General features: G+C 40.1%; 20 protein-coding genes and 2 pseudogenes. 12 read left to right on the top strand and 10 right to left on the bottom strand.

Annotation, left to right across the window (positions count from 1 at the left end; genetic code table 11):
- The first annotated feature begins 249 nt into the window (after positions 1-249).
- The 6 genes from ACFG4S_RS21310 (at position 250) to ACFG4S_RS21335 (ending at position 8,182) form a co-directional block, all read left to right on the top strand.
- Complete coding sequence (locus ACFG4S_RS21310; protein WP_392531007.1) at positions 250-1,176, top strand: DUF4349 domain-containing protein; 927 nt, start codon at positions 250-252, stop codon at positions 1,174-1,176.
- 234 nt (positions 1,177-1,410) lie between these two features.
- Positions 1,411-2,772: an NAD(P)/FAD-dependent oxidoreductase gene (locus ACFG4S_RS21315; protein WP_392531008.1), complete on the top strand. Its 1,362-nt coding sequence runs from the start codon at positions 1,411-1,413 to the stop codon at positions 2,770-2,772.
- A gap of 260 nt (positions 2,773-3,032) precedes the next feature.
- On the top strand, positions 3,033-4,268 hold the full coding sequence (locus tag ACFG4S_RS21320; protein ID WP_392531009.1) for an LL-diaminopimelate aminotransferase: 1,236 nt from the start codon (positions 3,033-3,035) through the stop codon (positions 4,266-4,268).
- 262 nt (positions 4,269-4,530) lie between these two features.
- A complete protein-coding gene (locus ACFG4S_RS21325; protein ID WP_392531010.1) occupies positions 4,531-6,012 on the top strand; it encodes an AAA family ATPase in 1,482 nt (493 codons plus the stop codon).
- A 2-nt stretch (positions 6,013-6,014) separates the two neighbouring features.
- Positions 6,015-6,887, top strand: a complete 873-nt coding sequence (locus ACFG4S_RS21330; protein ID WP_392531011.1) for a hypothetical protein — start codon at positions 6,015-6,017, stop codon at positions 6,885-6,887.
- Between the two features lie 299 nt (positions 6,888-7,186).
- Entirely contained in the window at positions 7,187-8,182 is a 996-nt protein-coding gene (locus ACFG4S_RS21335) for a YgfZ/GcvT domain-containing protein (protein ID WP_392531012.1), read from the top strand.
- A gap of 376 nt (positions 8,183-8,558) precedes the next feature.
- On the opposite strand, the gene ACFG4S_RS21340 is transcribed toward ACFG4S_RS21335, so the two are convergent.
- The 8 genes and pseudogenes from ACFG4S_RS21340 to ACFG4S_RS21375 form a co-directional block, all read right to left on the bottom strand.
- Complete coding sequence (locus ACFG4S_RS21340) at positions 8,559-9,557, bottom strand: DUF5331 domain-containing protein (RefSeq protein ID WP_392531013.1); 999 nt, start codon at positions 9,555-9,557, stop codon at positions 8,559-8,561.
- Positions 9,558-9,592: 35 nt separating this feature from the next.
- Positions 9,593-9,925, bottom strand: coding sequence for a ferredoxin (locus ACFG4S_RS21345; RefSeq protein ID WP_392531014.1), 333 nt, complete (start codon positions 9,923-9,925; stop codon positions 9,593-9,595).
- A 237-nt stretch (positions 9,926-10,162) separates the two neighbouring features.
- The gene (locus tag ACFG4S_RS21350) at positions 10,163-11,137 is read right to left on the bottom strand and encodes a cysteine synthase A (protein ID WP_392531015.1); all 975 of its coding nucleotides are present in this window, start codon (positions 11,135-11,137) and stop codon (positions 10,163-10,165) included.
- A gap of 104 nt (positions 11,138-11,241) precedes the next feature.
- Positions 11,242-11,373, bottom strand: a pseudogene (locus tag ACFG4S_RS21355) (type II toxin-antitoxin system HicB family antitoxin); the annotation flags it as partial.
- Positions 11,370-11,642, bottom strand: a pseudogene (locus ACFG4S_RS21360) (Uma2 family endonuclease); the annotation flags it as partial. The pseudogenes ACFG4S_RS21355 and ACFG4S_RS21360, both read right to left, overlap by 4 nt.
- A gap of 236 nt (positions 11,643-11,878) precedes the next feature.
- A complete protein-coding gene (locus ACFG4S_RS21365) occupies positions 11,879-12,661 on the bottom strand; it encodes a transposase (protein WP_392531016.1) in 783 nt (260 codons plus the stop codon).
- Positions 12,662-13,001: 340 nt separating this feature from the next.
- Positions 13,002-16,277 (bottom strand): HEAT repeat domain-containing protein, encoded by a 3,276-nt coding sequence (locus ACFG4S_RS21370; protein ID WP_392531017.1) that lies wholly within the window; start codon positions 16,275-16,277, stop codon positions 13,002-13,004.
- A gap of 36 nt (positions 16,278-16,313) precedes the next feature.
- Entirely contained in the window at positions 16,314-16,790 is a 477-nt protein-coding gene (locus ACFG4S_RS21375; RefSeq protein ID WP_392531018.1) for a hypothetical protein, read from the bottom strand.
- 154 nt (positions 16,791-16,944) lie between these two features.
- Here ACFG4S_RS21375 and ACFG4S_RS21380 point away from each other — a divergent pair, with 154 nt between their 5' ends.
- The 6 genes from ACFG4S_RS21380 (at position 16,945) to ACFG4S_RS21405 (ending at position 24,471) form a co-directional block, all read left to right on the top strand.
- Positions 16,945-17,205, top strand: a complete 261-nt coding sequence (locus ACFG4S_RS21380) for a hypothetical protein (RefSeq protein ID WP_392531019.1) — start codon at positions 16,945-16,947, stop codon at positions 17,203-17,205.
- Between the two features lie 681 nt (positions 17,206-17,886).
- A complete protein-coding gene (locus ACFG4S_RS21385; protein ID WP_392531020.1) occupies positions 17,887-18,279 on the top strand; it encodes a hypothetical protein in 393 nt (130 codons plus the stop codon).
- A 257-nt stretch (positions 18,280-18,536) separates the two neighbouring features.
- A complete protein-coding gene (locus ACFG4S_RS21390) occupies positions 18,537-18,863 on the top strand; it encodes a DUF3040 domain-containing protein (RefSeq protein ID WP_392531021.1) in 327 nt (108 codons plus the stop codon).
- A gap of 17 nt (positions 18,864-18,880) precedes the next feature.
- Positions 18,881-20,962 carry a dynamin family protein gene (locus ACFG4S_RS21395; RefSeq protein ID WP_392531022.1) on the top strand — a complete coding sequence of 694 codons (2,082 nt, stop codon included), beginning with the start codon at positions 18,881-18,883 and terminating at the stop codon, positions 20,960-20,962.
- A gap of 478 nt (positions 20,963-21,440) precedes the next feature.
- Entirely contained in the window at positions 21,441-23,687 is a 2,247-nt protein-coding gene (locus ACFG4S_RS21400; protein WP_392531023.1) for a dynamin family protein, read from the top strand.
- Between the two features lie 88 nt (positions 23,688-23,775).
- Positions 23,776-24,471 carry a DUF305 domain-containing protein gene (locus ACFG4S_RS21405; protein WP_392531024.1) on the top strand — a complete coding sequence of 232 codons (696 nt, stop codon included), beginning with the start codon at positions 23,776-23,778 and terminating at the stop codon, positions 24,469-24,471.
- A gap of 148 nt (positions 24,472-24,619) precedes the next feature.
- Here ACFG4S_RS21405 and ACFG4S_RS21410 read toward each other — a convergent pair whose 3' ends face one another.
- Positions 24,620-24,880, bottom strand: a complete 261-nt coding sequence (locus ACFG4S_RS21410; RefSeq protein ID WP_392531025.1) for a type II toxin-antitoxin system ParD family antitoxin — start codon at positions 24,878-24,880, stop codon at positions 24,620-24,622.
- Positions 24,881-25,048: 168 nt separating this feature from the next.
- Positions 25,049-26,836, bottom strand: coding sequence for an aspartate--tRNA ligase (aspS, locus tag ACFG4S_RS21415; protein WP_392531026.1), 1,788 nt, complete (start codon positions 26,834-26,836; stop codon positions 25,049-25,051).
- Positions 26,837-26,975: the final 139 nt, after the last annotated feature.

Below are 26,975 nucleotides of genomic sequence, written 5' to 3' on the forward strand. Positions count from 1 at the left end.
TATGGCCAATGACAATAGACTTCTTGCAGAAGTCGGGAAAAGGGGAAGGTGGGGTCGCAAGAAGGGGATAAGGGGCGGGGGAAAGGGGGAAAGGTTTTGTATTTTCCCCTTCCCCTTTAACCTTTTCCCACCTCTTGCAAAAAGCACTTTTGCAAGAGACTAACCCTGTTACATAAATCGCAACAATCCAGGCTTTGAGTTTTACTTCAGCAATACTGGGGTTAACTTCATCCATCTGGGGGATAGATTATGTACGCTTCGACTAAATTACCGCGCACATCTGCTTTATTTATAAGTGCATTATTAGGAGGGGTGATTTTCACTAGTTGCGCCTCGGCCGATCGCTCAACAAATAAGGCTTTACCTCCCATTGCAGCCGATAGTGCAGGAAATTCCTCCTCTGCACCTGCTCGTGAAAGCAGGATTTCCCAAAAGGCGGAACCTACAGCAATAGCTCGTTCTCGTCCCCAACTCATCAAAAAGGCAGCAATTTCTTTGACTGTCAACTCTGTAGATCGGACTGTTGATGCTGTTTCGCAAATTATCAATCAACAGCAAGGGGATTTAATTGGGTTGAAAGAACAACAACCCAAAAACGACAATTCGCGTCACACAGCAACAATCCAATTGCGGATACCAGAGAATCGGCTAGAACCTACCCTGGAAGAACTGGCTAAATTAGGCACTGTTAATAGTCGCAGTATCACTGCCGAAGATGTGGGCGATCGCCTCGTGGATTTCCAAGCTAGATTAACTAACTCCCAGAAAACTGAAGCCAATTTGCAAAAAATTATGGATCGGGCGGGTTCTATTACAGATGTGCTTAGTGTTGCCCAACAATTGAGTAATGTCCGAGAAACAATAGAACAAATTAATGCCCAACTCAAAAGCTTACAAAATCAAGTTGCATATTCGACTATTACGCTGAACATAGAAGCAGCAGTTTCTAGCACCAGTCCACAACCTGCCTTGGGTTTGCAAGTACAGGAAACCTGGAATAACTCTACCCATTCTTTGAGTGCATTTTCCATTAGCTTACTCAAGCTGGGTATTTGGTTAATTGTTTACAGTCCCTATTTGTTAATTTTTGCTGCTTTGATTTATGGCTTTAGCCGTTGGCGGCGAACTCATTTACCACGTTTGACACAAACATCCGAATCAACTAGTTCTGAGTGAAGTTACGTAAATACTACATCTTGCTTTGATAAATTTACATAAGTAAATAGGCATTGAAATATTCCAAGCTCTTACTTCTCTACACACCCTCTTCAAAAGTTTTATTTTTCTTGTAGTTTTAATTACTTTAATCTTTAATCAAATGTAAAAAACAATACAAAATATATGATGACAAGTTTGATACAAATTTGTTAAGAATAGTTACAATAGTCGGCATCCCGGATAATATTTCTTATGGTAAATTCACTTGACAATAGTCCACCCCATCAAGTAATTATTGTTGGCGGTGGTTTTGGTGGACTTTATGCGGCAAAAACACTCGCCAAAGCGGCAGTAAACGTTACTCTGATTGATAAACGTAACTTTCATCTATTTCAACCTCTGTTATATCAAGTCGCCACAGGTGCCCTGTCTCCCGCTGATATTTCTTCACCGTTGCGTTCTGTACTCAGCAAGAGCAAGAATACGAAAGTGCTGCTGGGAGAGGTGAATAATATCGATCCAGAGGCGCAAAAAGTGATTGTGGGCGATGAAGCAATAGCTTACGATACGTTAATTGTTGCCACAGGTGCGAAGCATTCCTACTTTGGCAAAGATAACTGGGAAGAATTCGCCCCAGGCTTGAAAACTGTAGAAGATGCCATAGAAATGCGTAGCCGGATTTTTTCAGCCTTTGAAGCCGCAGAAAAAGAAACCGATCCAGAAAAACGCCGTGCTTGGTTAACTTTTGTAATTGTGGGTGGTGGCCCTACAGGTGTAGAGTTAGCTGGTGCGATCGCCGAATTAGCAAATCAAACTCTCAAAGATGATTTCCGCAACATCGACACATCGGAAGCCAAGATTTTGCTCTTAGAAGGTTTAGATCGGATTTTGCCACCCTTTGCACCAGAGTTATCACAAGAAGCAGAAGTATCCTTGACGCGGTTGGGGGTGGTTGTGCAGACAAAAACATTGGTAACAAATATTGAAAATGATATTGTTACCCTCAAACAAGGCGAAGAAGTTAAAGAAATTGCCTCAAAAACGGTATTATGGGCAGCAGGTGTGAAAGCTTCGGCAATGGGAAAAGTGCTAGCAGAACGCACAGATGCTGAATGCGATCGCGCTGGACGAATTATCGTTGAACCAGACTTGAGTATTAAGGGACATCCCAATATTTTTGTAATTGGCGACTTAGCAAATTTTTCTCATCAAAATGGTAAACCCCTACCTGGTGTTGCACCTGTAGCCAAGCAACAAGGTGAATATGTAGCGACATTAGTCCAACAGCGGCTAGTGGGTAACAGCTTGCCACCCTTTGCTTATACAGATCGTGGTAGTTTAGCAATGATTGGGCACAGTTCTGCTGTAGTCGATTTAGGCTTTATCAAGCTGAAAGGTTTCTTTGCATGGCTGTTTTGGCTGTTGATTCACATCTATTTCTTAATTGAATTTAACAACAAATTAGTAGTAATGATTCAGTGGGCATGGAACTATTTCACCCGTAATCGCGGAGCAAGATTGATTACAGGACAAGAATCAATCACGCAGTTGGGAATTGGCGATCGCAACATTTATTACGCATCAGAAACTAATAAACAGCCAGTAAATATCTAATTGGCAATTGGGCATGGGGCGTTAGGAGTGCTGTTAGCGATAGCGGGGCGTTTAGCCCGTGCTGAGTTAGGAGTTTTATTTATCTCCTTGTCTCCCTTGTCCCCCTTGTCTCCCTCATCCCCTCATCTCCCTCATCTCCCTCATCTCCCTTGTCCCCCTCATCCCCTCATCTCCCTTGTCTCCCTTGTCTCCTCATCCCCACTCCCCGCCCTCATAAATTAGCAGTAAGCTATTTGAGGGCGTTTTTCATAATCTACATAATGGCAACTATTAACGACAACTACCTGAAACTGAAAGCGGGTTATTTGTTTCCAGAAATTGCTCGGCGGGTGAATGCCTTTGCAGAAGCCAATCCTGATGCTAAAGTTATCCGGTTGGGTATTGGTGATGTTACTGAACCTCTGCCAGAGGCTTGCCGCACAGCGATGATTAAAGCTGTGGAAGAAATGGGCGATCGCAATACCTTCAAAGGCTATGGCCCAGAGCAAGGCTACGCTTGGTTACGGGAGAAAATTGCTACTCATGATTTCCAAGCACGAGGAGCCGATATAGATGCTTCGGAAATCTTTATCTCCGATGGTTCCAAGTGCGACACAGGCAATATTCTAGAAATCTTTGGTCATGACAATATAATTGCCGTTACTGACCCAGTTTATCCTGTGTATGTAGACACTAACGTTATGGTGGGAAATACGGGAGATGCCAACGATAAAGGCGAGTTTGAGGGTTTAGTTTATCTGCCAATTACGGCTGATAACAACTTCACCGCCGAGATTCCCTCAAAGAAAGTCGATTTAATTTATCTCTGCTTTCCCAATAACCCCACTGGCGCAACTGCTACCAAAGAATATCTCAAAGCATGGGTGGACTATGCCAAAGCTAATAACTCGATTATTTTCTTTGATGCAGCCTACGAAGCTTATATTACCGATCCATCGATTCCTCACTCAATTTATGAAATTGAAGGTGCAAGAGAAGTTGCGATCGAATTTCGGTCTTTTTCCAAGAACGCAGGTTTTACAGGAACCCGTTGCGCGTTAACTGTGGTACCGAAGACACTCAAAGGAAAAGCCGCAGACGGTTCCGATGTCGAACTGTGGAAACTGTGGAATCGTCGCCAGTCTACCAAATTTAATGGCGTTTCTTACATCGTCCAACGGGGAGCCGAGGCGGTTTATTCTGAAGAAGGACAAGCGCAAATTAAGGAATTGGTTAGTTTCTATTTAGAAAACGCCAAAATTATCCGCGAAAAACTCACAGCCGCCGGATTATCAGTTTATGGTGGCGTGAATGCACCTTACGTTTGGGTGAAAACTCCTAATGGTTTATCCAGTTGGGAATTTTTTGATAAATTGCTGCAAACTGTCAACGTTGTCGGCACACCTGGTTCTGGCTTTGGTGCTGCGGGTGAAGGTTACTTCCGCATTTCAGCATTTAATAGTCGGGAAAATGTCGAAGAGGCAATGAAGCGAATTACCGAGAAGTTTAAGGTGTAATACCAATTCTGTATGAAGATGCGCTAAACCATATTTAAGTACAAGAAAGAAAAACGAACCACAAAGGACGCAAAGGACACAAAGAAAGAAGTTAAAAGGGTTTGGCGCAGCCTCACAAAGAAATGGTATAAGGCATTTTTTGCATTAAGTCTGACTATCTTAGTTAAACTCAATCTGGAAGTCTCAAAGAATAGGGTGGACACTGGCCACCCTACTTGAGAATCCAAGATAGTTAGTATCAAGTTGGCAATAGGAGCTTTTTATGAAATTACTACGAGTTCAAGTTCCTGATTTTCGCATTTTAAAGAATGTTGATATAACTTTTGAACCAGAATTTATCCCTAGTATTTTTCCCCTTGGTAGTCAAAATGGTGGTGGTAAAAGTACACTTCTGCAATTAATTTTTATTTTACTGCATTGTTCTATTGATTCTGATAAAAAATATTTTGTGAAAAATATACTTGATGGATTTACGATTAAGAACAATTATTACAAGAGAGTATTAGCCATAATTGATATCTGGAATGAGGATAAAATTATACAGCTTGAATTTTTATCTTACAATGACTCCTATCTGAGGAAATTATTAATATCCAATGATAAGACTGAGGTTGAAAATGATAATTATCTACAATTCTCTGCTTCCAATAGATTAGAGAATATTATCAATAAAATCTCAATTACTGAAAAAGAAATACAAGATTTAGAGAAACCTCTTAATAGATTAGATAGTGTGAAAAAAATTGAGAGTAATCAGGATAGAAATTATATATTTAGAGAGTTAGTGTTAGAACTTCAAAGATTTAAATTTAGAACTCCTAAACTAAGATTATTACAGGCAGATACATCTACTATAGAAGACTTTCGAGATGAAATTCAAACAAGACTCGATATATCTAAATTAAATCTGGAAAAATATTATGAACAACGTGAGCAGCTTGAGCGTATATTGCAAAGAGTTTTAAAATATTTACAATCAGAAAAGCTACTATATATTTGTAATTATTCAGCTAATGGGAATAAAGATGAAGAGGAAGTTTTACTTTGCCGGATAAATAATATAGATATAAATATGAACAAAGTAGAAATCTTCATGAAGGAGTTATCACAAAAAATATTTCTTGCGGCTCCTTCTACACAAGTTTTTCTTTTTAATTCTAAAGAGTCTAGAAAACTCTTATTTAAAAAGCAGGATAACGAAATTGACTACTATTCAAATCTTAAATTAGCGAAATCAAAACTATCAGGTTTTTTTACCTATGATTTTCTGGCTGTAGATATCCTTATTGAAGCCTTTAAGTCTGCTAGAGACAAAGACTTTGCCGAAGCTATAAAAAAAGGGGAGTATGGTAATAGCTATAAAACCCTAATAAATGATTTAAATATAATATTGTCTAATAAAAAAATAAATGTAGATGCAGATTTATCAGGTGTCAGTTTTAAATTAGACAAAGATGGCTTAGAACTATATCCCGAAGACTTAAGTCATGGCGAGTTAAAAAGATTGAGTATTTATATGTGGATAAAGTACCATAATATAGAAAATGCAATTGTACTGATGGATGAAATTGAAATAGCATTTCATCCAGATTGGCAATATCAAATAATTGCAGATATCAACCAATGGTCACCAAGTAATCAATATATTCTTGCAACTCATTCATACGAATTATGTCAAGCTCTTACACCTGCTCACGTTAAGGAACTAGAACCAAAACTTTTAAAGCCAGAAGCTAAAAATTAAATATGAGTCTTAAGCCGGAACAACTAAAACAACATTGTGAAATAATCATTGGCTCTCGTAGAATTAAAAATAAGATTGTTGTGTTGTGCGAAGGCGAAGGTGGTATTTGGGACACTGAAGGCAGACCATCACCTCAATCATATCGTAAGATGGAACAGATGCCAGATGCCAACTTTTACAAGGCGTGTGTTCCAAAATTATGGAGTCAATATAGACCAGAGTTTTTTAACTGCGGAGATCGTAAAGATGTATTAGATACATATTTTACTCTTTCAAAGTTGCATGATGAAAATAAGAATAATTCATATTTAAGTTTAGAAAAACTTTTTGCAATTGTAGATGTTGATTTACAAACACAAAATATAACAAAAGAATATAGTTATAGCTTTTCAGATACAGAAGAAATTTTCTGCGATCTTTATACAAAACTCAATATAAACGAAGAAAATGCCAAACAGCATCGTATATGGGTTACGGGTTTAATACATAAAGAAGCATATTTTTTCATACCTGAAATACAACCAATATTTGATACTTTTTCTACACTTTATAGTAGTAATTTTCTAGTACTTAGAGAGATTTATCTGACGATGGCAGATGGTATCATTACTGATTCTGATTTAAAAAGTAATTTATCAAAAGTATCTAATCGTATTAGTCATTGCTCTGGATTAGATTGTAGTGCAATAGATAAATTGAGAGATTCATGGAAAGAACAATTTCAAAATGCTCAAAATGATATGCAGGAGAATGAGTTAATTTTAGCTTTATTGACATTCAAAAAAGCTAAGTATTACTGGAACCAAATTCAACCCCCAAGTGACTGGACTTCTTCAGTTGAGACATTTAAAGATCAACTGTTGTTAGAAATATGAAGATTTTATTCAGAACAAAATAATCATACTAAATATCATATTCCTTGCTTTTTTAAAATTTTAAGAGAATTTGCTTAATAGCTCTAATAGATAAATCATTTTATTGGTTCTCGTTGTTCATACTCTCCTTAAGGATGTCTCATGATTGGGTCAATAAATTTAATTTACAGATACTTTCTGTAATGTAAGCGATCGCTTTAAGCATAATCCAGAAGAAAACCGGAGGTAGATTGAAGCCGCCAGTCCTTATTTGTTAAGATTTCCAGTGCGACAACATTCAAACAGGGCAACTCTTCATCATGCCAACATCTACACTTGACGATAAAGACGCAGCAGCGATCCAAGCCGCAAAAGAAGGGGTTGCAATATGCGATCGCTCCAGCTGGGGACGCATCAAAGTGGCTGGCGACGATCGCCTCCGTTTTTTACACAACCAAAGTACTAACGATTTCCTCATACTCAAGCCAGGACAAGGTTGTGATACAGTTTTTGTCACTTCCACAGCTAGGACAATTGACTTAGTAACCGCCTACGTTAGAGAAGATGCCGTCATCCTCCTAGTTTCGCCAAACCGCTGCAAGTTTCTCATCGAATGGCTGGATAAATATATTTTCTTTGCCGATAAAGTGGAATTATCTGATATCACACAATACACCAACACTCTCAGCCTGATTGGGCCAGGAAGTGACGCTGTAATCGAAAAGTTGGGTATTGGCGAACTTATCGGTCAACCTTATGGTAGTCACCAAGTATACACCATCGCTCCCGCTGAAGGAGTGCGGATTGCTGTAGGAAGTGGGTTAGCGATTCCTGGATATACGTTGACTTTTCCTTATACTGACAAAGCAACGGTGTGGAACAAACTGTTAGAAGCTGGAGCAGTAGAGATGAGCGATCGCGCTTGGGATGTGTTGCGAATCTTACAAGGACGCCCCGCTCCAGATGCAGAACTGACAGATGATTACAATCCGCTGGAAGCTGGTTTATGGCAAACAATTTCTTTTAATAAAGGTTGCTATATTGGGCAAGAAACCATTGCTCGATTAAACACATATAAAGGTGTAAAACAACACTTATTTGGTGTGAGCTTAAGTGCTGCTGCGGAAGTTGGAAGTGCGATCGCAGTGGGAGATGAAAAAATCGGCAAACTTACTAGTTATACAGAAACCGCTGATGGTTATTTTGGACTAGGTTACATTCGTACCAAAGCTGGTGGCGTAGGTTTAAAAGTCCAAGTTGGAGAAACTGAGGGTGAAGTAGTACAAATCCCCTTTGTTTCTCACGAGTACCCATAATATTAATTCGTAATTCGTAATTCGTAATTAAGTAAAGACGCGTTGGCGCAGCAGGATGAGGTGCATTTTCGCGTCTCTACTAGTAATTGCTTTTTGGCGCTTTATCTGTTGTGAACATTCTTCAAATAAGGGACAGACAAATAAAAGGGAAAAGGTTAAAGGGTAAAGGGGAACGTGGGGTCCCCTCTGGGGATAAGGGGCGGGGGGAAAGGTAAAAACCGTACTTCGTCCCGCTGCACGCTTTCGCCCGAAGTCAAGCGACCTGTTCATCCCTTTCCCCTTTCCCCTTTAACCTTCCCCCTTTAACCTTTCTCCCTTCCCCTTCCCCCCTTCCCCTTCTTCATAAAAAATATTCCACTGTTCACAGTCAACAACTTCAAGCGGTTGTTTTTATTTCTTGGGGTTCCCTAAAAATATTCTCCTCTCGATCGCATTTAGTACCTTGACAAAATTCATCTATCCAAGAAGCTAGACTACGGGCATTAGTGCTTGGTAAATTTACTTTGGTTTTAACGTCTTGTGGTGGCATATTGATCTGATTACCGTTGTTTTTCATTTCGGTGGTAATTGCTAGCGATGGCTGCGCCAACGTCTTCGACGAACGCACTGATTTACCGTTGCTCTGAATTTCGGTAGTAATTGCTAGCGATGGCTGCGCCAACGTCTTCGACGAACGCACTGGTTTACTGTTATTAGAAACTTCAGTAGTCAATGCCATCTCTGGCATCGTTTTGGCTTTATTGTTTACTCTGGAGTTAATTGTCAGCGTTCCGCCTGAAGAAAAGCGATCGAAGGACGACCTGACTGGTTTCTCTTGGGTTAGTAAACCGGAATCTGGCTTGACTGAATGTAACGGTTTTACGGAAGTATTGGGAGTAAACTTAGTAATAACTGCAACTAAAGTTTCAGGTTTGTGTGTAGGAGCTAGTTGTGTGCCAGCTATAAATGATGCTACAGGTTCCTGTAGGCGTGGAAAATCAGAATGTAGCGTTTTGACAGAAGAATCAGGTATAACCTTGGTGGCAGTTAAAACCAACGGTACAGCTTTCCTGTGCTGAGAAAGTCTATCTTGTGACGAATCGCTTTCAACTTGATTTTCTGATTTGATTAAACGTAACTCTTCATCAGGATTAAAATTGAGGCCTAAAGCTGCAACTATTTTATCAGGATTATTACTTAAATCCATCATAAAAGAAAGTATCTCATCAAACTGGGGTTCTAAAACAGATAGGGTTGCCAAAATAAAACCAGACGAAGGACGGCGCAGACCATCGTAAGTAGCCCAAATTCGTATTTTGACCAGCCAAGAACTATTTTGCTCATAGTAAATTAGCCACTTCTGTTTCAAGGATTGACGCAGTTGCTGGATATTCATTAGATGCCTCACTTCAGTCAACAAGAGTGCAGACGTTATTTCAGGGGATGAAACCGATAATAAAGCATCTGTTTGACTCTTTGGCCACCTAGCAAATGCTGTTCTACCAGTAGAGATACTTCATTGGGTTGAACGCCGCTATACCAAACCATATCGGGCAATACCAGCACTATTGGTCCATTGCCACATTGTCCCAAACAACTGCTAGCCGTTACTGTTACACCAGGAATTGGCAAAGCCGCCAAAGTTGCTAAAACTTTAACAGCACCTTGCTTTTTACAAGTGCGATTTTGACAAACCCGCACACATTTGTTACTGGAGGGTTGGTCTATTATGGGGAAGTTTGATGGTTGAGTGATGTTGGTCATTTGTCATTTATCGTTTGTCATTTGTCAAAAGTGGGAAGCTAACTCCCATGCCCCATGCCCACTTGCCCTGAGTGCCGAGTGGACTTGTACTGAGTTTCGACTACGCGGAAATCGAGCGACTTGCACTCAGGGGCGTCGAAGTGAGTAGAGATTCAACTACCGCAAAGCCGAAGTAGCTGAGGTAGAGAAGTCGTTCGCGTAGCGTCTCGCCGAGAAGGGATGCCCCATACCCAATAACTAATCTATTGAAAGTCCTTTTAAAGCTAGCCATTCGCGGTTGAATATGCGCGACTGATAGCGGGAACCACTATCACATAAAATGGTGACAATAGTATGTCCAGGACCTAACTGCTTGGCTATGGCAACAGCCGCCCCAACATTAATGCCGGTTGAACCGCCCATTAATAAACCATCTTTTCTCAGCAATTGGTAAACTACCCGCAAAGCTTCTTGGTCATCGATTTGGATGGCGTCATCAGCAGGTGCGCCTTCCATATTGGCTGTGACACGACCGTTACCGATGCCTTCGGTGATAGAACTCCCTTCCATCTTGATTTCACCAGTTTTGACATAGCTATAAAGTCCACTACCCAAGGGGTCGGCAACAACGCATTTAATTGCCGGATTCTGTTCTTTCAGGTACAAGGCCACACCAGCAAAAGTACCGCCAGTACCAGTTGCAGCTGTCCATGCATCTATTTTACCATCTGTCTGAGTCCAAATTTCTGCCCCTGTGGTTTCGTAGTGGGCGCGGCGGTTGGCTAAATTATCAAACTGATTTGCCCAAATGGCGTTTTCCAATTCAGCAGCGACTCTACCAGATAGCTTGACGTAGTTGTTCGGGTCTTTGTAGGGTACAGCGGGGACGCGACGAACTTCTGCGCCTAGGGCTGTCAGTGCATCTATCTTTTCTTGTGATTGGGTATCGGGAATAATAATTAGGCATTTGTAGCCTTTGGCGTTGCAAATATGCGCCAGTCCAATGCCAGTATTACCAGCGGTTCCTTCGACAACAGTACCACCGGGTTTGAGTAAACCTTTTTCTTCTGCGTCTTGGATGATATAAAGTGCGGCGCGGTCTTTGACGGAACCGCCAGGATTGAGAAATTCTGCTTTACCGAGGATTTCGCACCCTGTTTCTTCACTAAAGCTGTTTAAGCGAATCAGAGGTGTGTTACCAACAGCGCCAACAAAGCCATTTTTAATATCCATTTTCACTGTACCTGTGTGAGTATCTATAAAAATTTTGGCTTATGGCGGTGGCATAATTTACAGTTGATTTGTCTAAAGAGTGAGAATTAGAACAAACGTTGGTGAATCGCTTCACAAATATTTTCTAATGCCTCTTGCTCTGTTTCTCCTGCTGAGACACAACCTAGTAACTCTGGGCACCAAATAGCCCAATCACCTGTTTTTGAATTTGGTTCAAGAATTACACGCCATTTCATTTGCTTTTACAAACTTTACTCATATTTAACCCAAACCCAGGTAATACTGGTTCACCGCTGACAGTCACAGGATTTTCTAGACGTTCCTCTGAAACACCAGGACGATAAATATAGACATGGCAATGTTTGCGGTCAATTAACAAGCCTAGTTGTATTCCTGGTTCTCTCATATATTCCTCCATTTTCTCTTTCAAGGGTTGGAGGTTATCAGAAGATGACCTCAGTTCAACTATAAATGGACAGATGGGGGCAAACTTTTGCTGTTGTTTTAGACCAAAAAATTAATTTTATAGTACACAAGTTCCTATTTTATCCAAATCCATAACTGCTATAAATAAACAATTTGAGGAAATTGTGAGGTTATATCAAGTGCAATATGCGATCGCTTTTTTCTGAGGTTGTTGTTACTCTGGGAAAATAAAAATAATTGGAGATGGGATGAATCAAACACGTAAAGAAGAAGACGCGATGAATCGAAAGGAAGAAGACGCGATTCATCGCGTCTCTACAAGGGGCGATGGGGTGGTTGTTCGCGATCGCTTTCCCAATTTATTGGGTTATTGATAATATATTGTCTAATTTGATAGCGGGCGAATTCATTACGAATGATGTTGTCATGAAACCTTTCTTGCCATCCAAAACCTTCATATATTTGATTAATTTCAAATGAACATCGTCCTTTGTACCACCTAACAATTTTAGAAAGAGAATTTTTAGACAACATCGGATTAAATAACCCAGTAACCCCACCCCGTTGAATATCCCCCCTTGTAGAGACGCGATTCATCGCGTCTTCTTCCTGTGTTCGTAGATTCATCGCGTCTTCTTCCTGTGTTTGTAGATTCATCGCGTCTTCTTCCTGTGTTCGTAGATTCATCGCGTCTTCTTCCTGTGTTTGTAGATTCATCGCGTCTTCTTCCTGTGTTCGTAGATTCATCGCGTCTTCTTCCTGTGTTTGTAGATTCATCGCGTCTCCTTCTCGTATTTGATTAATAATCAAAATCCCATGAATATGATTAGGCATGACGCAAAACGAATCTATCTGGCAATTACAAAAATGATTAGGAATCTCATACCACAATTTATGAGCAATTTCTCCAATTGGCGATAAGTGCATTTCACCCTGCACAATCTCACCAAAAAAACATTTTTTACCTTCGGTGCAAATAGTAATGAAATATCCAGCGTTACTAGCATAACTCCATGCCGGCAAACGGGTTGAATCAATTCGATATTTACCTTTGTATTTAGGTTTGTTGTTTTCTGGTTGAGGATCATCACGATTCATGATTACATCTTTGATTGATACAAAAATTTATGCAATTATTGCTTTGCATTGATGTAATTGCCAACACAAAAAACTCGGAATTATTTGCGCTATGTAAATGATTGGAAGGAAGAAGACGCGATGAATCGCGTCTCTACAAGGGGCGATCGCAAAAATGATCGCATTCCCATCCTGTTTACAATATCTGTTTTACTAGGGGCGACGCATTCCCTAAATTGCGGAAAGATCTGACGCGATAGATTTACCAGACGCTTACGAGATGCGATGAATCGAGTCTTTACAAGGGATTGCTGCTTCTACATTTCGCTTATGTTTTGGCTGGAGGAAGTATTTTTCTTTCCTACTCTCCATCTTTCACTTTCTCTTGTTGATGCCAAGCTTGATAAAAAGCGGGGTAGGGCATACTTTGGGCGCACTTCCAGATAACTTTGTAGCAATGAAAAAATCGCTCAAAGTTATTTTCGTAAGTTTCAGGTGATAAGTAATCCTTTAACCCGGTGACAACACTCGGCATCTGTTCCTCTAACAGAATTTTCTCTAAGCTATATGCTGGTTCCCATAAGGTATCTTCGTCTAGTAGTGGATTGGCGATTAACTCTACCAAAGCATCAATCGCTTTTTGATTGCCAGAGCCAATTTTCTTTAAGCTAGATAAAGCTTGCCTTTGGATAGAATCATCTAGTTGTAGTTTGCCAATTAACTCCACCAAAGCAGCGATAACTTCTTGGTTGCCAGGGTCAATTTCCTCTAAGCTAGATGCCACTTGCCATCGGGTATCATCATCCAGTTGTGGTTTGCCAATTAACTCCACTAAAGCATCAATTGCTTTTTGGTTGCCAGAGTCAATTTGCCCTAAGCTTTTTGCCGTTTGTAACCGAATATAATCATTCAGTTGTGGTTTGCCAATTAACTCCACTAAAGCATCAATCGCTTTTTGGTTGCCAGAGCCAATTTGCCCTAAGCTAAATGCTGCTAGCCATCGGTTATGATCATCCAGTTGTGGTTTTACAATTGACTCCACCAAAGTATCAATCGCTTTTTGGTTGCCAGAGCCAATTTGCCCTAAGCTAGATGCTGCTAGCCATCGGTTATGATCATCCAGTTGTGGTTTTACAATTGACTCCACCAAAGTATCAATCGCTTTTTGGTTGCCAGGGTCAATTTGCCCTAAGCTTTCTGCCGCTTGCCTTTGGGTAGAATTATCCAGTTGTGGATTGTCGATTAACTCCACCAAAGCATCAATCGCTTTTTGGTTGCCAGAGTCAATTTGCCCTAAGCTTTCTGCCGCTTGCAATCGGATAGAATTATTCAGTTGTGGTTTGCCGATTAACTCCACCAAAGCATCAATCGCTTTTTGGTTGCCAGAGCCAATTTTTCTTAAGCTAGATGCCGCTAGGGTTCGGTTAAAATTATGCAGTTGTGGTTTGCCGATTAACTCCACTAAAACATCAATCGCTTTTTGGTTGCCAGAGCCAATTTGCTTTAAGCTTTCTGCCACTTTTATTTGGCTAAAATAATTCAGTTGTGATCTGCCAATTAACACCACCAAAGCATCAATCGCTTTTTGGTTGCCAGGGTCAATTTGCACTAAGCTTTTTGCCGATTGCCATCGGGTAAAATCATCCAATTGTGGTTTGTCAATTAACTCGATTAAGGCACGGATCGCTTTTTGGTTGCCAGGGTCAATTTGCTCTAAGCTTTCTGCTGCTTGCCTTCTGGTACGATCATCCAGTTGTGGTTTACCGATTAACTCCACCAAGGCAGCGATCGCTTTTTGGTTGCCAGAGCCAATTTGCCCTAAGCTTTCTGCCGCTTGCCTTCTGGTACGATCATCCAGTTGTGGTTTACCGATTAACTCCACCAAGGCAGCGATCGCTTTTTGGTTGCCAGAGCCAATTTGCCCTAAGCTTTCTGCCGCTTGCCTTCTGGTACGATCATCCAGTTGTAGTTTGCCGATTAACTCCACCAAGGCAGCGATCGCTTTTGTACGATTTGTCTGAGATAGTGCTGTCCTTGCTCCCTGTTCAATTGGTTCGAGAAATTCCACCCAATCGTTTTGTTCAACCTTAAACTCGCCAAAGCCCCATTTAACGATTTCCGTCACAATAGCATCTGCGTTGACAGAATTTTTCCACTCATCAACCCCCGCAGCAGCGATAAAATAAGCGCGAAACTCGTAAAATCCCCTTCTAACTCTATCAATAGCTCTGCATTCTCCGCACCCATCATCAAATTCCACCAACGCCTGAATAAACTCTTCCTTCTTCTCCTTCTCCACATCCTCACGTCCCAACCACAGCAAAATCACCTCTTTCCACTGCGGGGCAAAAATGCGATAAACGCCTAACGCGGGGTTGTCAGGAACATGATTTAGAAATTCGTGCCAATCATCAATCGCCAACGCTGCAAAATATTCCTCAAATGTGGGATGGTAGAAAGCGTAAACTTTCTCTTTCGTTGCTAATTCCGCAGCCAGTCCAACTTCATTTAGCCATCCCAACTTTAACGCTAACCAAAATAAAGAATTTTGCTGTTTTGCATCACCTAATTCCTCACGCACAAACTTATGTCGTAGCCGAAACCATGACGTTTCTTGGTCGATTGCCCGTTTTGCCAAACGTCCCAACGCTGCGTTTAATTCCTTTTGCTGCTGTTCGGTGGTAGGGTTTTCTTTCCACTTGTAAAACTCTTCCACAAACTGCTGATAAAGTTCGGCTTTAGTTTCCGGTAAACCTTTATCGGAAAATTGCCAAGTGCTACACAACAGCGCTAACCGCAGAGGATTTTTAACTAAATCTTGGATGCGCTGACGTTCAGCTTTATCTAATTCCTGCCATAATCTTTTGCCTTTGTCTACGTCCTTGTTGTGAAACCAACGCCCAATAAAGTCTTGCACATCTTGGGGATATTCAAACTTGCGTAACTCATACGTCTCGAAATCTGCTAAAGCGCCACCGTTTGCTTCCCAAACATTCATCCGACAAGTCAGCACAACCCGCGCATCTTCGATCCATTCCTCCAACTGCTGGGAAATCTCAGTTAATGGTTGGAGTAAAGACATTTCATCTGCTGCATCCAACAACAACCACACACGATTATTCTTATTCTTGAATAATTTTTCTAAAGCGTTTTTGTGTTCTTCTTGTACATCCCTCAATTTTAAAGCCTTCTTCAGCCAATCTTGCAGCAGATAATTTTCTACACTCTTTCCTTGCAAGTCTGCCAAAGAAATCCAAATTGGTAAACCCAGATTGTTGTTTAATATCCAAAAAGCTATAGTTTGCAACTGAGTAGTTTTTCCCGCACCGGGTTCTCCAATTAAAGCGATGCGGTGTCCTTGAGTTTTACCAACACCATCACGGATAATTTGCTCTAAAAAATCTTTATGTTTAAGCTTCTTCTCTTTATCTTCATCACTCGGTTCGTAAAGCCGCGAACCTTGTTCTGCGGAAATATTCTCGCTGCACTTCTTCGGTTTAGTACGTTCCAACAATGCTAAAGGGACATGAATTGCCTCTAGCTCAAATTTCATCTCATCATCAGCAAACAGCAACTCATTTGTGGTGAGACACTTGTGCTTTTCCAGCATAGCGCGGCAGATGTCTTGCCAATCCAAGCTATTATCTGTTGTCTTTACCTGGAATGTTTCTTTTCAATTCGTTTTTTGGTGGTACTCCTTCCACTTCTGCTTAACCACCTCCAAATTCTCTTTTATCGTCGCTGTCTGATGTTTTAGCGCCAGGGTAAATTTCCAATAACCTGGATTTTTCTTAACTTGTTTGTCTCCTAGCACTTGCAACTCGTTCAACCAGTCAAGTGCAGTTTGAAGCTCGTCTAACTCATCAACATTAGATTCTGCTTTTTTTGGGGAAGGTTTTAAAGTTTTGTCAGCTTTTTTAATCTGGTTAAGTAAATATTCTTTTTTTGTACCAACTTCAGTTGTTTTGGTTATTTTTCCTCTTGTCTGTTCGCTTTTATATCCGGTAATTCGCAGCTTATCAACATTCCAGACAACGCAAAGTGGAAGTTTTGACTCACAGTCTTGCTCTTCCGACAGTTGCAGTAATGCTTCTACCAGACTGAGTACATTCTGTAAAACTGATTCATCTCCACGATTATTTCTTGACATCAGTCAAATAATTTTAAATTACCCAAACAAATAAGCTTCCCCAAGCCGCAAAAGCTGACGATACAAGCATTATAGACGTTGCGTGGGGGATGTGTCTGGGGAAATACCCAAAAAAATAATTGACCTTGTAAACCTAAAAACAAGGTTAATTCAGATGTCAGCTAAAAAACCTAGTAAAAGTGCAAGTCAAAGAGCGATGTCTACGACGGGCTACGCCTACGCTTTCTTACTAATTCTGCAAATAATATTAATTAGCGTAAATGCCGAAAACCGCATTCACCAAGGAGACTCACTAATTGAGGTTTTAATCTGGACGATTAACCAGTGTATTCCAGTCCTGAAACAAGCCAGCAATTTGCAAGAAAAACAGAAAAAGAGTCTGTTACCCACACATCGCAGTTTTAAGGAGCAATAATATCATAAGCCCCTTTTTGCTTGCAAAGAGGGGCTGTGGCTATATTGGTTCTCATACAGGAATCCGGTTTCATTGCGTGAAAAAATCTAATACCAATTCAATTAATGATTGCAACACATCGTTGGTTTAAGACGCGATGAATCGCGTCTCTACAATATGGTCTATTTGTGACACGTTTCTCGAAAGCGTGCAATTAGGTTAGCATCGGGTTTTTTGATCGAAATTAGACGCAATGAATCGCGTCTCTACAATATGGTCTATTTGTGATACGTTTCTCGATCGCGTGCAATTAGGTTAGCATCGGTTTTTTTGATAAAAATGAACGCTTTGTAGAGACGGCGATTTATCGCGTCTTTCTTATTCGTCCACAACACAAGTTCGTTGGTTCACAACATAAGTTCGTTGGTTCACAACATAAGTTCGTTGGTTCACAACATAAGTTCGTTGGTTCACAACATAAGTTTGTTGGTTCACAACACAAGTTTATTGGTTCACAACACAAGTTCATTCGTTCACAACACAAGTCTGTTCTCAACCATTTATTCTTTATTATCGTATAATTACTGACTATTTAATATATTAAGGTTAAAAAAGTATCTTATTTTTGTAAGTTTTACTGAACCGCTACATTATCCCATTGAGACACTCTAGAAAGATAAGTTTAGTAAAAAGTGTTCATTGATGTACCGCAAAAAAAGAAGTTCTAAGGTGCTAGACAAAGCCGGACAGAGAGTAATCGGATTTAAATCAATTGATGCCAATCTTGATTTTGGTGATTCTATCAGTTTAAAGTATCTAACCGAATTAAATGAGCAACTCCGCAACAAGATTGACCAGTATAATATGATGCTAACGGACATTGACACAACAAAGGGAGAAATAGAAACTCTTGAAAAGACCATTTGCGAAACGTCAGAACGCTTGGTTAATGGTGTGGCGTCGAGGTATGGCAAAAACAGTCGGGAATACGAGATGATAGGCGGAGTACGCAAAAGCGATCGCATTCGTAAAGCCACCATTACCCGGTTAAAATCGACCGCAGACTCAAAAGCGGCTTCTACACAAACCGCATGACGAGCAACAAGTAGGCATCATTCACAGTAAATGATGCCCCAAAACACTTGTAGAGACGGCGATTCATCGCGTCTTGTCTTGTATACCCGGATTTATTACCACATCTCTCAAAGCCTTTGCTTGAGCAGGGGAGCAGGGAATAAAGAGTACAATAGTAATTTTACTGCTGTTATCAAATATTTGTGTAAGTTAATATACAAACTTAGTGGCAAATAAATGCTGACATTATTTGATTGTTTTAGACAAGGTAGACACCGATGACATCTGAAAACGATCGCCATAAAGAACTAGAACAGCGAGAACGCATACTACGAGAACGAGAAGTTGAATTGCGACTTCGGGAAATGGAAGCTAAAATTCATACTACTGATGCGCCTTTTCACCAAACTGTTAAACATCAGCCAGAAAATTCCCAAAAACCTTGGATGAAAAAACTAATTCTTGGTGGGAAACTATTTGCTCTGGGTGTGGTGGCGCTAGTTGCAGTGAAGATAGCCTCAGTATTGGCTGGGTTTATTATTGTTGCAGCGCTGGGGTTGATGTCTTACAAGTTATTTTTTGAATCCAAAAAAACCAATTCTTAATTCAGGTGTAACTAACTATGAACGATCGAGTAGCAACGGACACATTCATCAAAGATTTAGAGCGTGTTGCTCAAGTGCGATCGGAGATTTCTGTGTGTTTGAGCAAACTTGCTGAAACAATTAATAAAGCCGAGTTAGCTGGCGACTCTTCATCAGGAAAACTCAGTTTAGAACGAGATATTCAAGATATTACAGTAGCTAGTAAAAACCTCCGCAAAGGTGTATTTCGCCTTTTAGTATTGGGCGATATGAAACGGGGAAAAAGTACGTTTCTCAATGCCTTAATTGGAGAAAACTTATTACCGAGTGACGTTAACCCTTGTACAGCACTTTTAACAGTTTTACGCTATGGATCAGAAAAGAAAGTTACTATTCATTTTAATGATGGGAAAAGTCCGCAAGAGTTAGATTTTCAAAATTTTAAATATAAATATACCATCGATCCATCGGAAGCAAAAAGGCTAGAGCAGGATAAAAAACAAGCCTTTCCTGATGTTGAATATGCAGTAGTTGAGTATCCCTTAACGTTACTAGAAAAAGGAATTGAAATTATTGATAGTCCAGGATTAAATGATACAGAAGCACGAAACGAATTATCTTTGGGTTATGTGAATAATTGCCATGCAATTTTGTTCGTCATGAGAGCTTCTCAACCTTGTACCTTGGGTGAACGTCGCTACTTAGAAAATTATATTAAAGGTAGAGGATTGACAGTTTTTTTCTTAGTTAATGCTTGGGACCAGGTGCGAGAATCATTGATCGATCCTGATGATATAGAGGAGTTAAAAGCATCAGAAGACAGATTGCGACAAGTATTTAAAGCTAATTTAGCAGAATATTGTTCTGTAGATGGTCAGAATATTTATGACGAACGGGTGTTTGAGCTTTCGTCCATTCAAGCACTCAGACGACGGTTAAAGAATCCTCAAGCCGATCTAGAAGGGACAGGCTTTCCGAAGTTCATGGGTTCCCTAAATACATTTCTTACCAGAGAAAGAGCGATCGCGGAACTGCGTCAAGTCAGAACCTTAGCGAGACAAGCTGTTAATCACATTCTCGAAGCTGTTGCCAGAAGAGTACCATTACTCGACCAAGATGTAAATGAATTAAAAAAACGAATTGATTCAGTAGAACCAGAGTTTAATAAACTCACAGGTATTCGCGATCAATTTCAAAAAGAAATTATCAATACTAGAGACACTCAAGCAAGAACAATTTCTGAATCTTTCCGCAGCTACGTTTTAAACTTAGGTAATACCTTTGAAAACGATTTTTTACGCTATCAACCAGAATTGAATTTGTTTGATTTTCTTAGTAGTGGTAAACGGGAAGCATTTAACGCTGCATTGCAAAAAGCCTTTGAGCAATATATTACTGACAAATCTGCTGCTTGGACGTTAAGTGCTGAAAAAGATATCAATACAGCTTTTAAAGAACTTTCTCGTAGTGCTGCACAATATGGCGCGTCTTACAGTCAAGTAACAGACCAAATTACCGAAAAACTCACCGGACAAAACATCAAAGTAAATACTACTACCACTGGTGAAGATGATAAATCTCCGGGTTGGGCAAAATGGGCAATGGGGTTGTTATCACTTTCCGAGGGAAATCTTGCTGGTGTAGCGCTAGCTGGAAGTGGATTTGATTGGAAAAATATCTTGTTAAACTACTTCACTGTAATTGGTATTGGCGGAATAATTACCGCAGTCACAGGTATTTTTCTTGGGCCGATTGGGTTTGCACTGCTAGGTTTAGGAGTAGGATTTTTGCAAGCAGATCAAGCCCGTAAAGAGTTAGTAAAAACTGCAAAAAAAGAGTTAGTTAAACATCTCCCGCAAGTAGCACATGAACAATCTCAGGTTGTATACAATGCCGTGAAAGAGTGTTTTGACTCTTATGAAAGAGAAGTGAGTAAGCGGATTAACGATGATATTATCTCTCGGAAATCTGAATTAGATAATTTGGTTAAGCAAAAAGAAACCCGCGAGATTAATCGTGAAACTGAGTTAAAAAGGTTAAAAACTCTCCAAGAAGATGTAATAGCTCAGTTGCAAAAAATTGAGGCATCATATAGTAATTTATTAGCTTATTATAGCTAAGATATAATAATCTTAAATTATTTGTGAAAACCTCTATTTCTTTTCTTCGCGTACTTTGCAAATAAAACCACAGATAAACTAATCAGTAGACTTATTGCAGAAGTCGGGAAAAGGGGAAGGTGGGGTCCCCTCTGGGGATAAGGGGCGGGGAGGGGAAAGGGGGAAAGGTTTTGTATTTTCCCCTTCCCCTTTAACCTTTTCCCCAAACCCACCTCTTGCAAAAAGCACTTTTGCAAGAGGTCTAGTGTTTATCTGTGGTTCCTAATATGCTCTAACAATCCTAAATCATTTATGAAAAAATACGGTTCAATTAAGGGCTATCGGCAAAAATTTTTGGTTTTTGAGACGCGATAAATCGCCGTCTCTACAAGTGTTTTGGTTTTATATAAATTCTTTGTTCTTTCTCTGTGTGTGTTCTCTGCACCTCTGCATTTCGATTAAAAAACTATTCCGAAATTAAACCTGGAATCAAAGTATTATGCAACAACAATATAAAAGTTATCAGGATTTAGTAGATTCTCTGAAATCTGCATCTACATTACTGAATTTAGAACGCAAATCGCAATTGCATCAAGATATAATTGCCATCTGCAATCATCTAGTTAATCCTAGCTTTCGCATTGCGGTATTTGGCCCTTTTAATCATGGTAAATCTACTTTATTAAATGCCATATTGGGAAATCGCACATTACCAATTGATTTAATTCCTACCACAGGCGCGGCAATTACTGTCAAGTATGGTTCCGATGTGCGGACTCGCATCATGTTAGTAGATGGGACAGAAATCTATCGCAGTGGCACAGAAATTTTACAGCAATTTGCTATTCTTGATGGTAATAGGCAGATGCGAAAAGATGTAGCATCTGTGGAAGTTTTTTGTCCCAATTCATTTTTAGAAACGGGTGTAGAATTGCTCGACTTACCAGGAACTAACGATCGAGAAGAACAAAATAATTTAGTCAAAGAACAACTTTTAAGTGCAGATTTAGTTGTACAATTATTAGATGCACGGAAATTAATGACTTTAGGTGAGCGGGAAAACTTGCGAGATTGGCTATTAGATCGGGGAATTAAAACAGTTATTTTTGTTGCCAATTTTATTAACTTACTCGAACCTGAAGAACAAAAACAAGTCCAAAATCGCTTGCTTTTTGTCGCCGAAAGTTTTCGAGCTGAATTACCTCCAGGTTTTAGTAATTTATATCGTGTTGATGCTTTACCTGCCTTAAGAGCTAGATTAAAAGGCGATGTCGCAGAAGCCAATAGTAGTGGTTTAGTGGCATTTGAAACAGCTTTGCAAAATATTGTGGGGATTTTACAACAAAATCGTGGTAGTGTGCGTTTGCCGAGAGTAGAAGCGATCGCCTTGCAAATTCAACAAGCATTAAAAGCGAAAATTGACCCGATCGCCATTGAAGTAAAATCATTTGTGGATAAAGAAAATGCCAAACTTGAAATCAAAGAAAAAGCTGCTAATTTAATTAAACAAGGCTTCGATACTAGTCTGGATGAATTGTCTGATTGGCTATCTTTACCCAAACTATTGACAAAATATCAAGCAGATGCAGCAGTTGCACTGGCAGAAAATAACTTTAAATCTTGGCAAACAAACACTCTCAAGAAAGACCTAACACAGTTGCAATTCGCTGTTGTCAAATGGCTGTATCAAGCTTACGAATTTTTCCAAGCAGAAAGACCAGAAGATTTATTAATTCCCTTTCCTAGCGAACCACAAATAACACTACCTCCCAAACCAAATAGTAACAATGATTTGAGTGAACCAGGTTCTATCGCAGTTGGTGGTGGTATTGGTTGGTTGTTAGGTGGGCCTGTAGGTGCTGCTGTAGTTGGAAGTATTTCTTATATGTTAAATAAGAATATTCAACAACAAGAAGAAAAATCTGCCAATGAATCTTATCATCAGCAAGTTGCCAAACTTTGTATAGCTGCAACTGAAGATTATTTGTCTAATTTTAATAGTCAAGCGTTATCAATTTTGGCTGCGTATGAGCAGAAAGCCGAAAAAGTACTTCACTTTGAAGTCCCTAAAGAACCGTTAGAAATCATTAATAAGCGTGAAGATTTACAGCGTTTACAAAATGCTTTTAATCAGTTATTACGAGAATTTGACAATGCAAACTTTACTTTAAAATATCAACCATATCAAGAAATACCAAAATTAAAAAATATAAATAATCAATATTCTCCCAGACAACAGAGAGTTAAAACTTCTTCTGAATCTGTTAAACAACAGCAGGAAAATACTGCTAAGAATACCCAGACAAAAGTAGAATCTCCTCGTCAACAAGTTTTTTCACCACCACCAAAAGCTTCTGCTTCTCCACGTCCAGAAGAAGTGGACGTAAAATTTCGTAATTGGGAACTAGATCAGGAAATAGCGCGAATGAAAGCAGAAATGCGTAGCCCTAACACTTCTCGTCAGACATCGCCTGGTTCTCAAAATACCAAACAGCAAAATACAACTCAAAACAATAAAGCACCCAATCCACCTAAAAATCAAGCACAAAAAGATAAGATTACTCGCGCCTATGATATTTTAGGATTGCAAACAAATGCCTCTTTAACTGAAGTCAAACAGGCTTATCGAACTTTAGTAAAAAAATGGCATCCAGATTTATTTGTTGGTAAGCCACAACTGCAAAAACAAGCAGAAGAGAAAATGCACTTAGTCAATGAAGCTTATACAATTTTGACTGAGAATTAAAAGGGTTTTTGAGATTTCATCCTAATTTCACTTCTAACTGCCAAGCTAAGAAGTAAATATAGAATTAGGAAACTGTTAGGATGAAATTATGCAACTGCTATCTTTGAAGAATAGTTTTTTGGTGTTCACCTTTGCGGCGATCGCCTCAGCTAGCGGATTAATCACAGGCTGTAGCAATGCTGCTTCCCAGAACCAAGTGCAAGCCCCAAACCCAACCACTACCAATGCTAGCGACAAGCAGCAGATGAATCACGGTAGCGGTATGAATCACAGCATGGGAATGGATTTAGGCCCAGCCGATGCTAACTTTGATTTACGGTTTATTGATGCAATGATACCGCACCATCAAGGGGCTGTGGAAATGGCGAATGTTGCCCAGCAAAAATCCAAACGTCCTGAAATCAAAAAACTAGCAGACAATATCATCAAATCGCAAAACCAAGAAATTAGTCAGATGAAGCAGTGGCGACAAGCTTGGTATCCCACTGCGGGAAATAAACCAATGGCTTATGACAGTCAAATGGGTCACATGATGGAGATGTCATCTGACCAAATGAAAGCCATGATGATGAATCAAGATTTAGGTGCAGCTGATGCTAACTTTGATTTGCGCTTTATCAATGCGATGATTCCTCACCATGAAGGGGCTGTCAAAATGGCACAAGATGTTTTAACTAAATCTAAACGCCCTGAAATTAAGAAATTAGCCCAAGAAATTATCAAAGCACAAAATACAGAGATTAAACAAATGCAGCAATGGCGCAAAACTTGGTACAAGCAGTAATTTCTAATTCGTAATACTTAGGCTACGCGGTTCCTGAGCATAGTCGAAGGACAGTACAAGTTCGTAATTCGTAATTCACCTTGAATTAAAGGATAGCAGTAAAATATTCCTATGATTACTGGCTATCCTTTAGGAAAAATCTGACAACTTAAGTCTCACGCGCTTTACGTAATTTCTCTTCTAGTCGCGCCATTACCACTTCACCATCTATTACGTCTCCACGTTCGATAGAAGCAAGCCCAACAGCTATTTTTTTCTGGGTTTCTTCTTCCCATTCCTGATAACCTTTCTCCCATTCTTCTAGGAGTTTTAATGCTTTAGCAATCACATCTTCAGCATTTTCATATCTACCTGTATCAATTTGGGTTTGAATAAATTGCTCGTATTCTGCTTTGAGTTGAATGTTCATAATTTTTACTATCTTCAAACCTTTGTTCTGTTGGAGTTAATAGGTTTTGAAAAGTTTGAAATTCAGTTTAGCAATCTATCAAAGGCAAAGGGAGCATAAATCTAATAAAAGTTAGAGAAAAACTAGTCCATGAAACTCTTAATCTAACTTTCTTTGCTCCCCTTGCTATTAAGATTTGGGCTTATAAGTCGAAGCAACATGCAATTCTTTCAACTGCTTGACATCTACTCCCGAAGGTGCATCTGTTAACAAACAACGGGCTTGTTGCGTTTTCGGAAAAGCTATGACATCCCGAATGGATTCTTCTCCAGCTAGCAACATTACCAAACGATCTAAACCGTAGGCGATGCCACCATGAGGGGGTGTACCATATTCAAATGCTTCTAAAAGAAAACCAAATTTACTTTGTGCTTCTTCAGGAGACAAACCGATCGCTTCAAACACCTGTTGTTGAATTTCTCGCTGATAAATCCGCAGACTTCCACCGCCAACTTCCACGCCGTTGAGTATTAAGTCGTAAGCTTGGGCGCGTGCAGTCTTTAAGTCGCTCAAATCATCAGGATGCGGTGCTGTAAATGGGTGGTGCAGTGCTTCTAGGCGCTTTTCGCCAGCATTCCACTCGAACATCGGAAAATCTGTAATCCAGAGCAAGTTAATTTTTTCTGGATCGATTAAGCCGAATTCTTTAGCGATCGCTTGCCGTAATCTATCTAAAGTTTTATTCACTGTAGCAGCATCACCAGCCCCAAACAACAGCAAATGTCCAGCTTTTGCACCTGTGCGCCGGAGAATTTCTTGTTTTTGTTCTTCGCTGAGGTTATCTTTAATTGCGCCAATGGTGTCAATTTCGCCATCGTCTCTGACGCGGATATAAGCTAAACCTCTAGCACCGGCTTCGCTGGCTTCTTTAAATAAATCACCACCTGGTTTAATACGCACATTTGAAATTACATCGTTCCCGTTGGGAATTGGCAGAATTTTGACGATACCACCATTAATCACAGTGTCTCGAAAAACTTTGAAACTAGAGTCTTTGACAATATCCGAAACGTTGACTAATTCCAAAGCATAGCGGGTATCTGGTTTATCACAACCGTAGCGTTCCATTCCCTCAGCATAAGTGAGACGCGGGAAAGGTCGGTGTAACTCAATACCTTTAACTGTTTTGAAGATATGACAAATTAACTTTTCGTTCAGTTCGATAATTTCTTCTTGGGACATGAAACTCATTTCCATGTCTAACTGAGTGAATTCTGGTTGTCTGTCGGCGCGTAAATCTTCATCGCGGAAGCAACGGGCAATTTGATAATATCTGTCTAAGCCCGATACCATCAACAATTGTTTGAATAGCTGAGGTGATTGGGGTAGAGCAAACCATTCACCAGGATTGACGCGACTGGGGAGAATGTAATCCCTAGCACCTTCGGGAGTAGAACGCGTAAGTATTGGGGTTTCGACTTCGATAAAACCTTCCAAATCTTCCAGGTAACGGCGCATAGATTTGACAATTTGATGACGCAGTTGCAAATTTTGCGCCATACGTTCGCGTCGCAAATCTAAATAGCGATATTTCAGCCGCAAGTCTTCGCGCACTGTTTCGCTGTCAGCTACGGAAACTTGGAAAGGTAACTGTTTACGGACAGCATTGAGTAGTACAATCTTATCAGCGTAGATTTCGATCTCGCCTGTGGGTAGGCGGGGATTTAGCGATTCTTCGGGGCGTTGTGTCACCCTACCAGTGATGGCGACAACATATTCGTTTCGTAGAGTGTTCGCCTGTTCGTAGGAATCGGGGGTGCGTTGCGGATCGCTGACGATTTGGACAATGCCAGAGCGATCGCGTAAATCTAAAAATATCACGCCCCCATGATCGCGGCGACGGTCTATCCATCCGTAAAAGGTAACAGTTTCTCCAATATGTTCTTTTCGGACTTCGCCGCAATAGTGAGTTCGCATAAGTGTTAGTTCTGTTTTCCGGGGCTAGATTGGGAAAAAAATGTCAAAGCTTTCCCATTATCTAGCATCAATAGTAATTGTAGTAGTTCTGGTGAAAGAAAAAATCAAATAATCTCACATTATATATAAAGGTAAAGGA

Origin of the sequence: Nostoc sp. C117 (assembly GCF_043099735.1) — a bacterium.
Taxonomy (GTDB): domain Bacteria; phylum Cyanobacteriota; class Cyanobacteriia; order Cyanobacteriales; family Nostocaceae; genus Nostoc.

Coding starts and splice junctions, on each gene's coding strand:
- ACFG4S_RS21310 (WP_392531007.1), top strand. CDS start 250: ATGTACGCTTCGACTAAATTACCGCGCACATCTGCTTTATTTATAAGT.
- ACFG4S_RS21315 (WP_392531008.1), top strand. CDS start 1,411: ATGGTAAATTCACTTGACAATAGTCCACCCCATCAAGTAATTATTGTT.
- ACFG4S_RS21320 (WP_392531009.1), top strand. CDS start 3,033: ATGGCAACTATTAACGACAACTACCTGAAACTGAAAGCGGGTTATTTG.
- ACFG4S_RS21325 (WP_392531010.1), top strand. CDS start 4,531: ATGAAATTACTACGAGTTCAAGTTCCTGATTTTCGCATTTTAAAGAAT.
- ACFG4S_RS21330 (WP_392531011.1), top strand. CDS start 6,015: ATGAGTCTTAAGCCGGAACAACTAAAACAACATTGTGAAATAATCATT.
- ACFG4S_RS21335 (WP_392531012.1), top strand. CDS start 7,187: ATGCCAACATCTACACTTGACGATAAAGACGCAGCAGCGATCCAAGCC.
- ACFG4S_RS21340 (WP_392531013.1), bottom strand. CDS start 9,557: ATGAATATCCAGCAACTGCGTCAATCCTTGAAACAGAAGTGGCTAATT.
- ACFG4S_RS21345 (WP_392531014.1), bottom strand. CDS start 9,925: ATGACCAACATCACTCAACCATCAAACTTCCCCATAATAGACCAACCC.
- ACFG4S_RS21350 (WP_392531015.1), bottom strand. CDS start 11,137: ATGGATATTAAAAATGGCTTTGTTGGCGCTGTTGGTAACACACCTCTG.
- ACFG4S_RS21365 (WP_392531016.1), bottom strand. CDS start 12,661: ATGAATCGTGATGATCCTCAACCAGAAAACAACAAACCTAAATACAAA.
- ACFG4S_RS21375 (WP_392531018.1), bottom strand. CDS start 16,790: ATGTCAAGAAATAATCGTGGAGATGAATCAGTTTTACAGAATGTACTC.
- ACFG4S_RS21380 (WP_392531019.1), top strand. CDS start 16,945: ATGTCAGCTAAAAAACCTAGTAAAAGTGCAAGTCAAAGAGCGATGTCT.
- ACFG4S_RS21385 (WP_392531020.1), top strand. CDS start 17,887: ATGTACCGCAAAAAAAGAAGTTCTAAGGTGCTAGACAAAGCCGGACAG.
- ACFG4S_RS21390 (WP_392531021.1), top strand. CDS start 18,537: ATGACATCTGAAAACGATCGCCATAAAGAACTAGAACAGCGAGAACGC.
- ACFG4S_RS21395 (WP_392531022.1), top strand. CDS start 18,881: ATGAACGATCGAGTAGCAACGGACACATTCATCAAAGATTTAGAGCGT.
- ACFG4S_RS21400 (WP_392531023.1), top strand. CDS start 21,441: ATGCAACAACAATATAAAAGTTATCAGGATTTAGTAGATTCTCTGAAA.
- ACFG4S_RS21405 (WP_392531024.1), top strand. CDS start 23,776: ATGCAACTGCTATCTTTGAAGAATAGTTTTTTGGTGTTCACCTTTGCG.
- ACFG4S_RS21410 (WP_392531025.1), bottom strand. CDS start 24,880: ATGAACATTCAACTCAAAGCAGAATACGAGCAATTTATTCAAACCCAA.
- aspS (WP_392531026.1), bottom strand. CDS start 26,836: ATGCGAACTCACTATTGCGGCGAAGTCCGAAAAGAACATATTGGAGAA.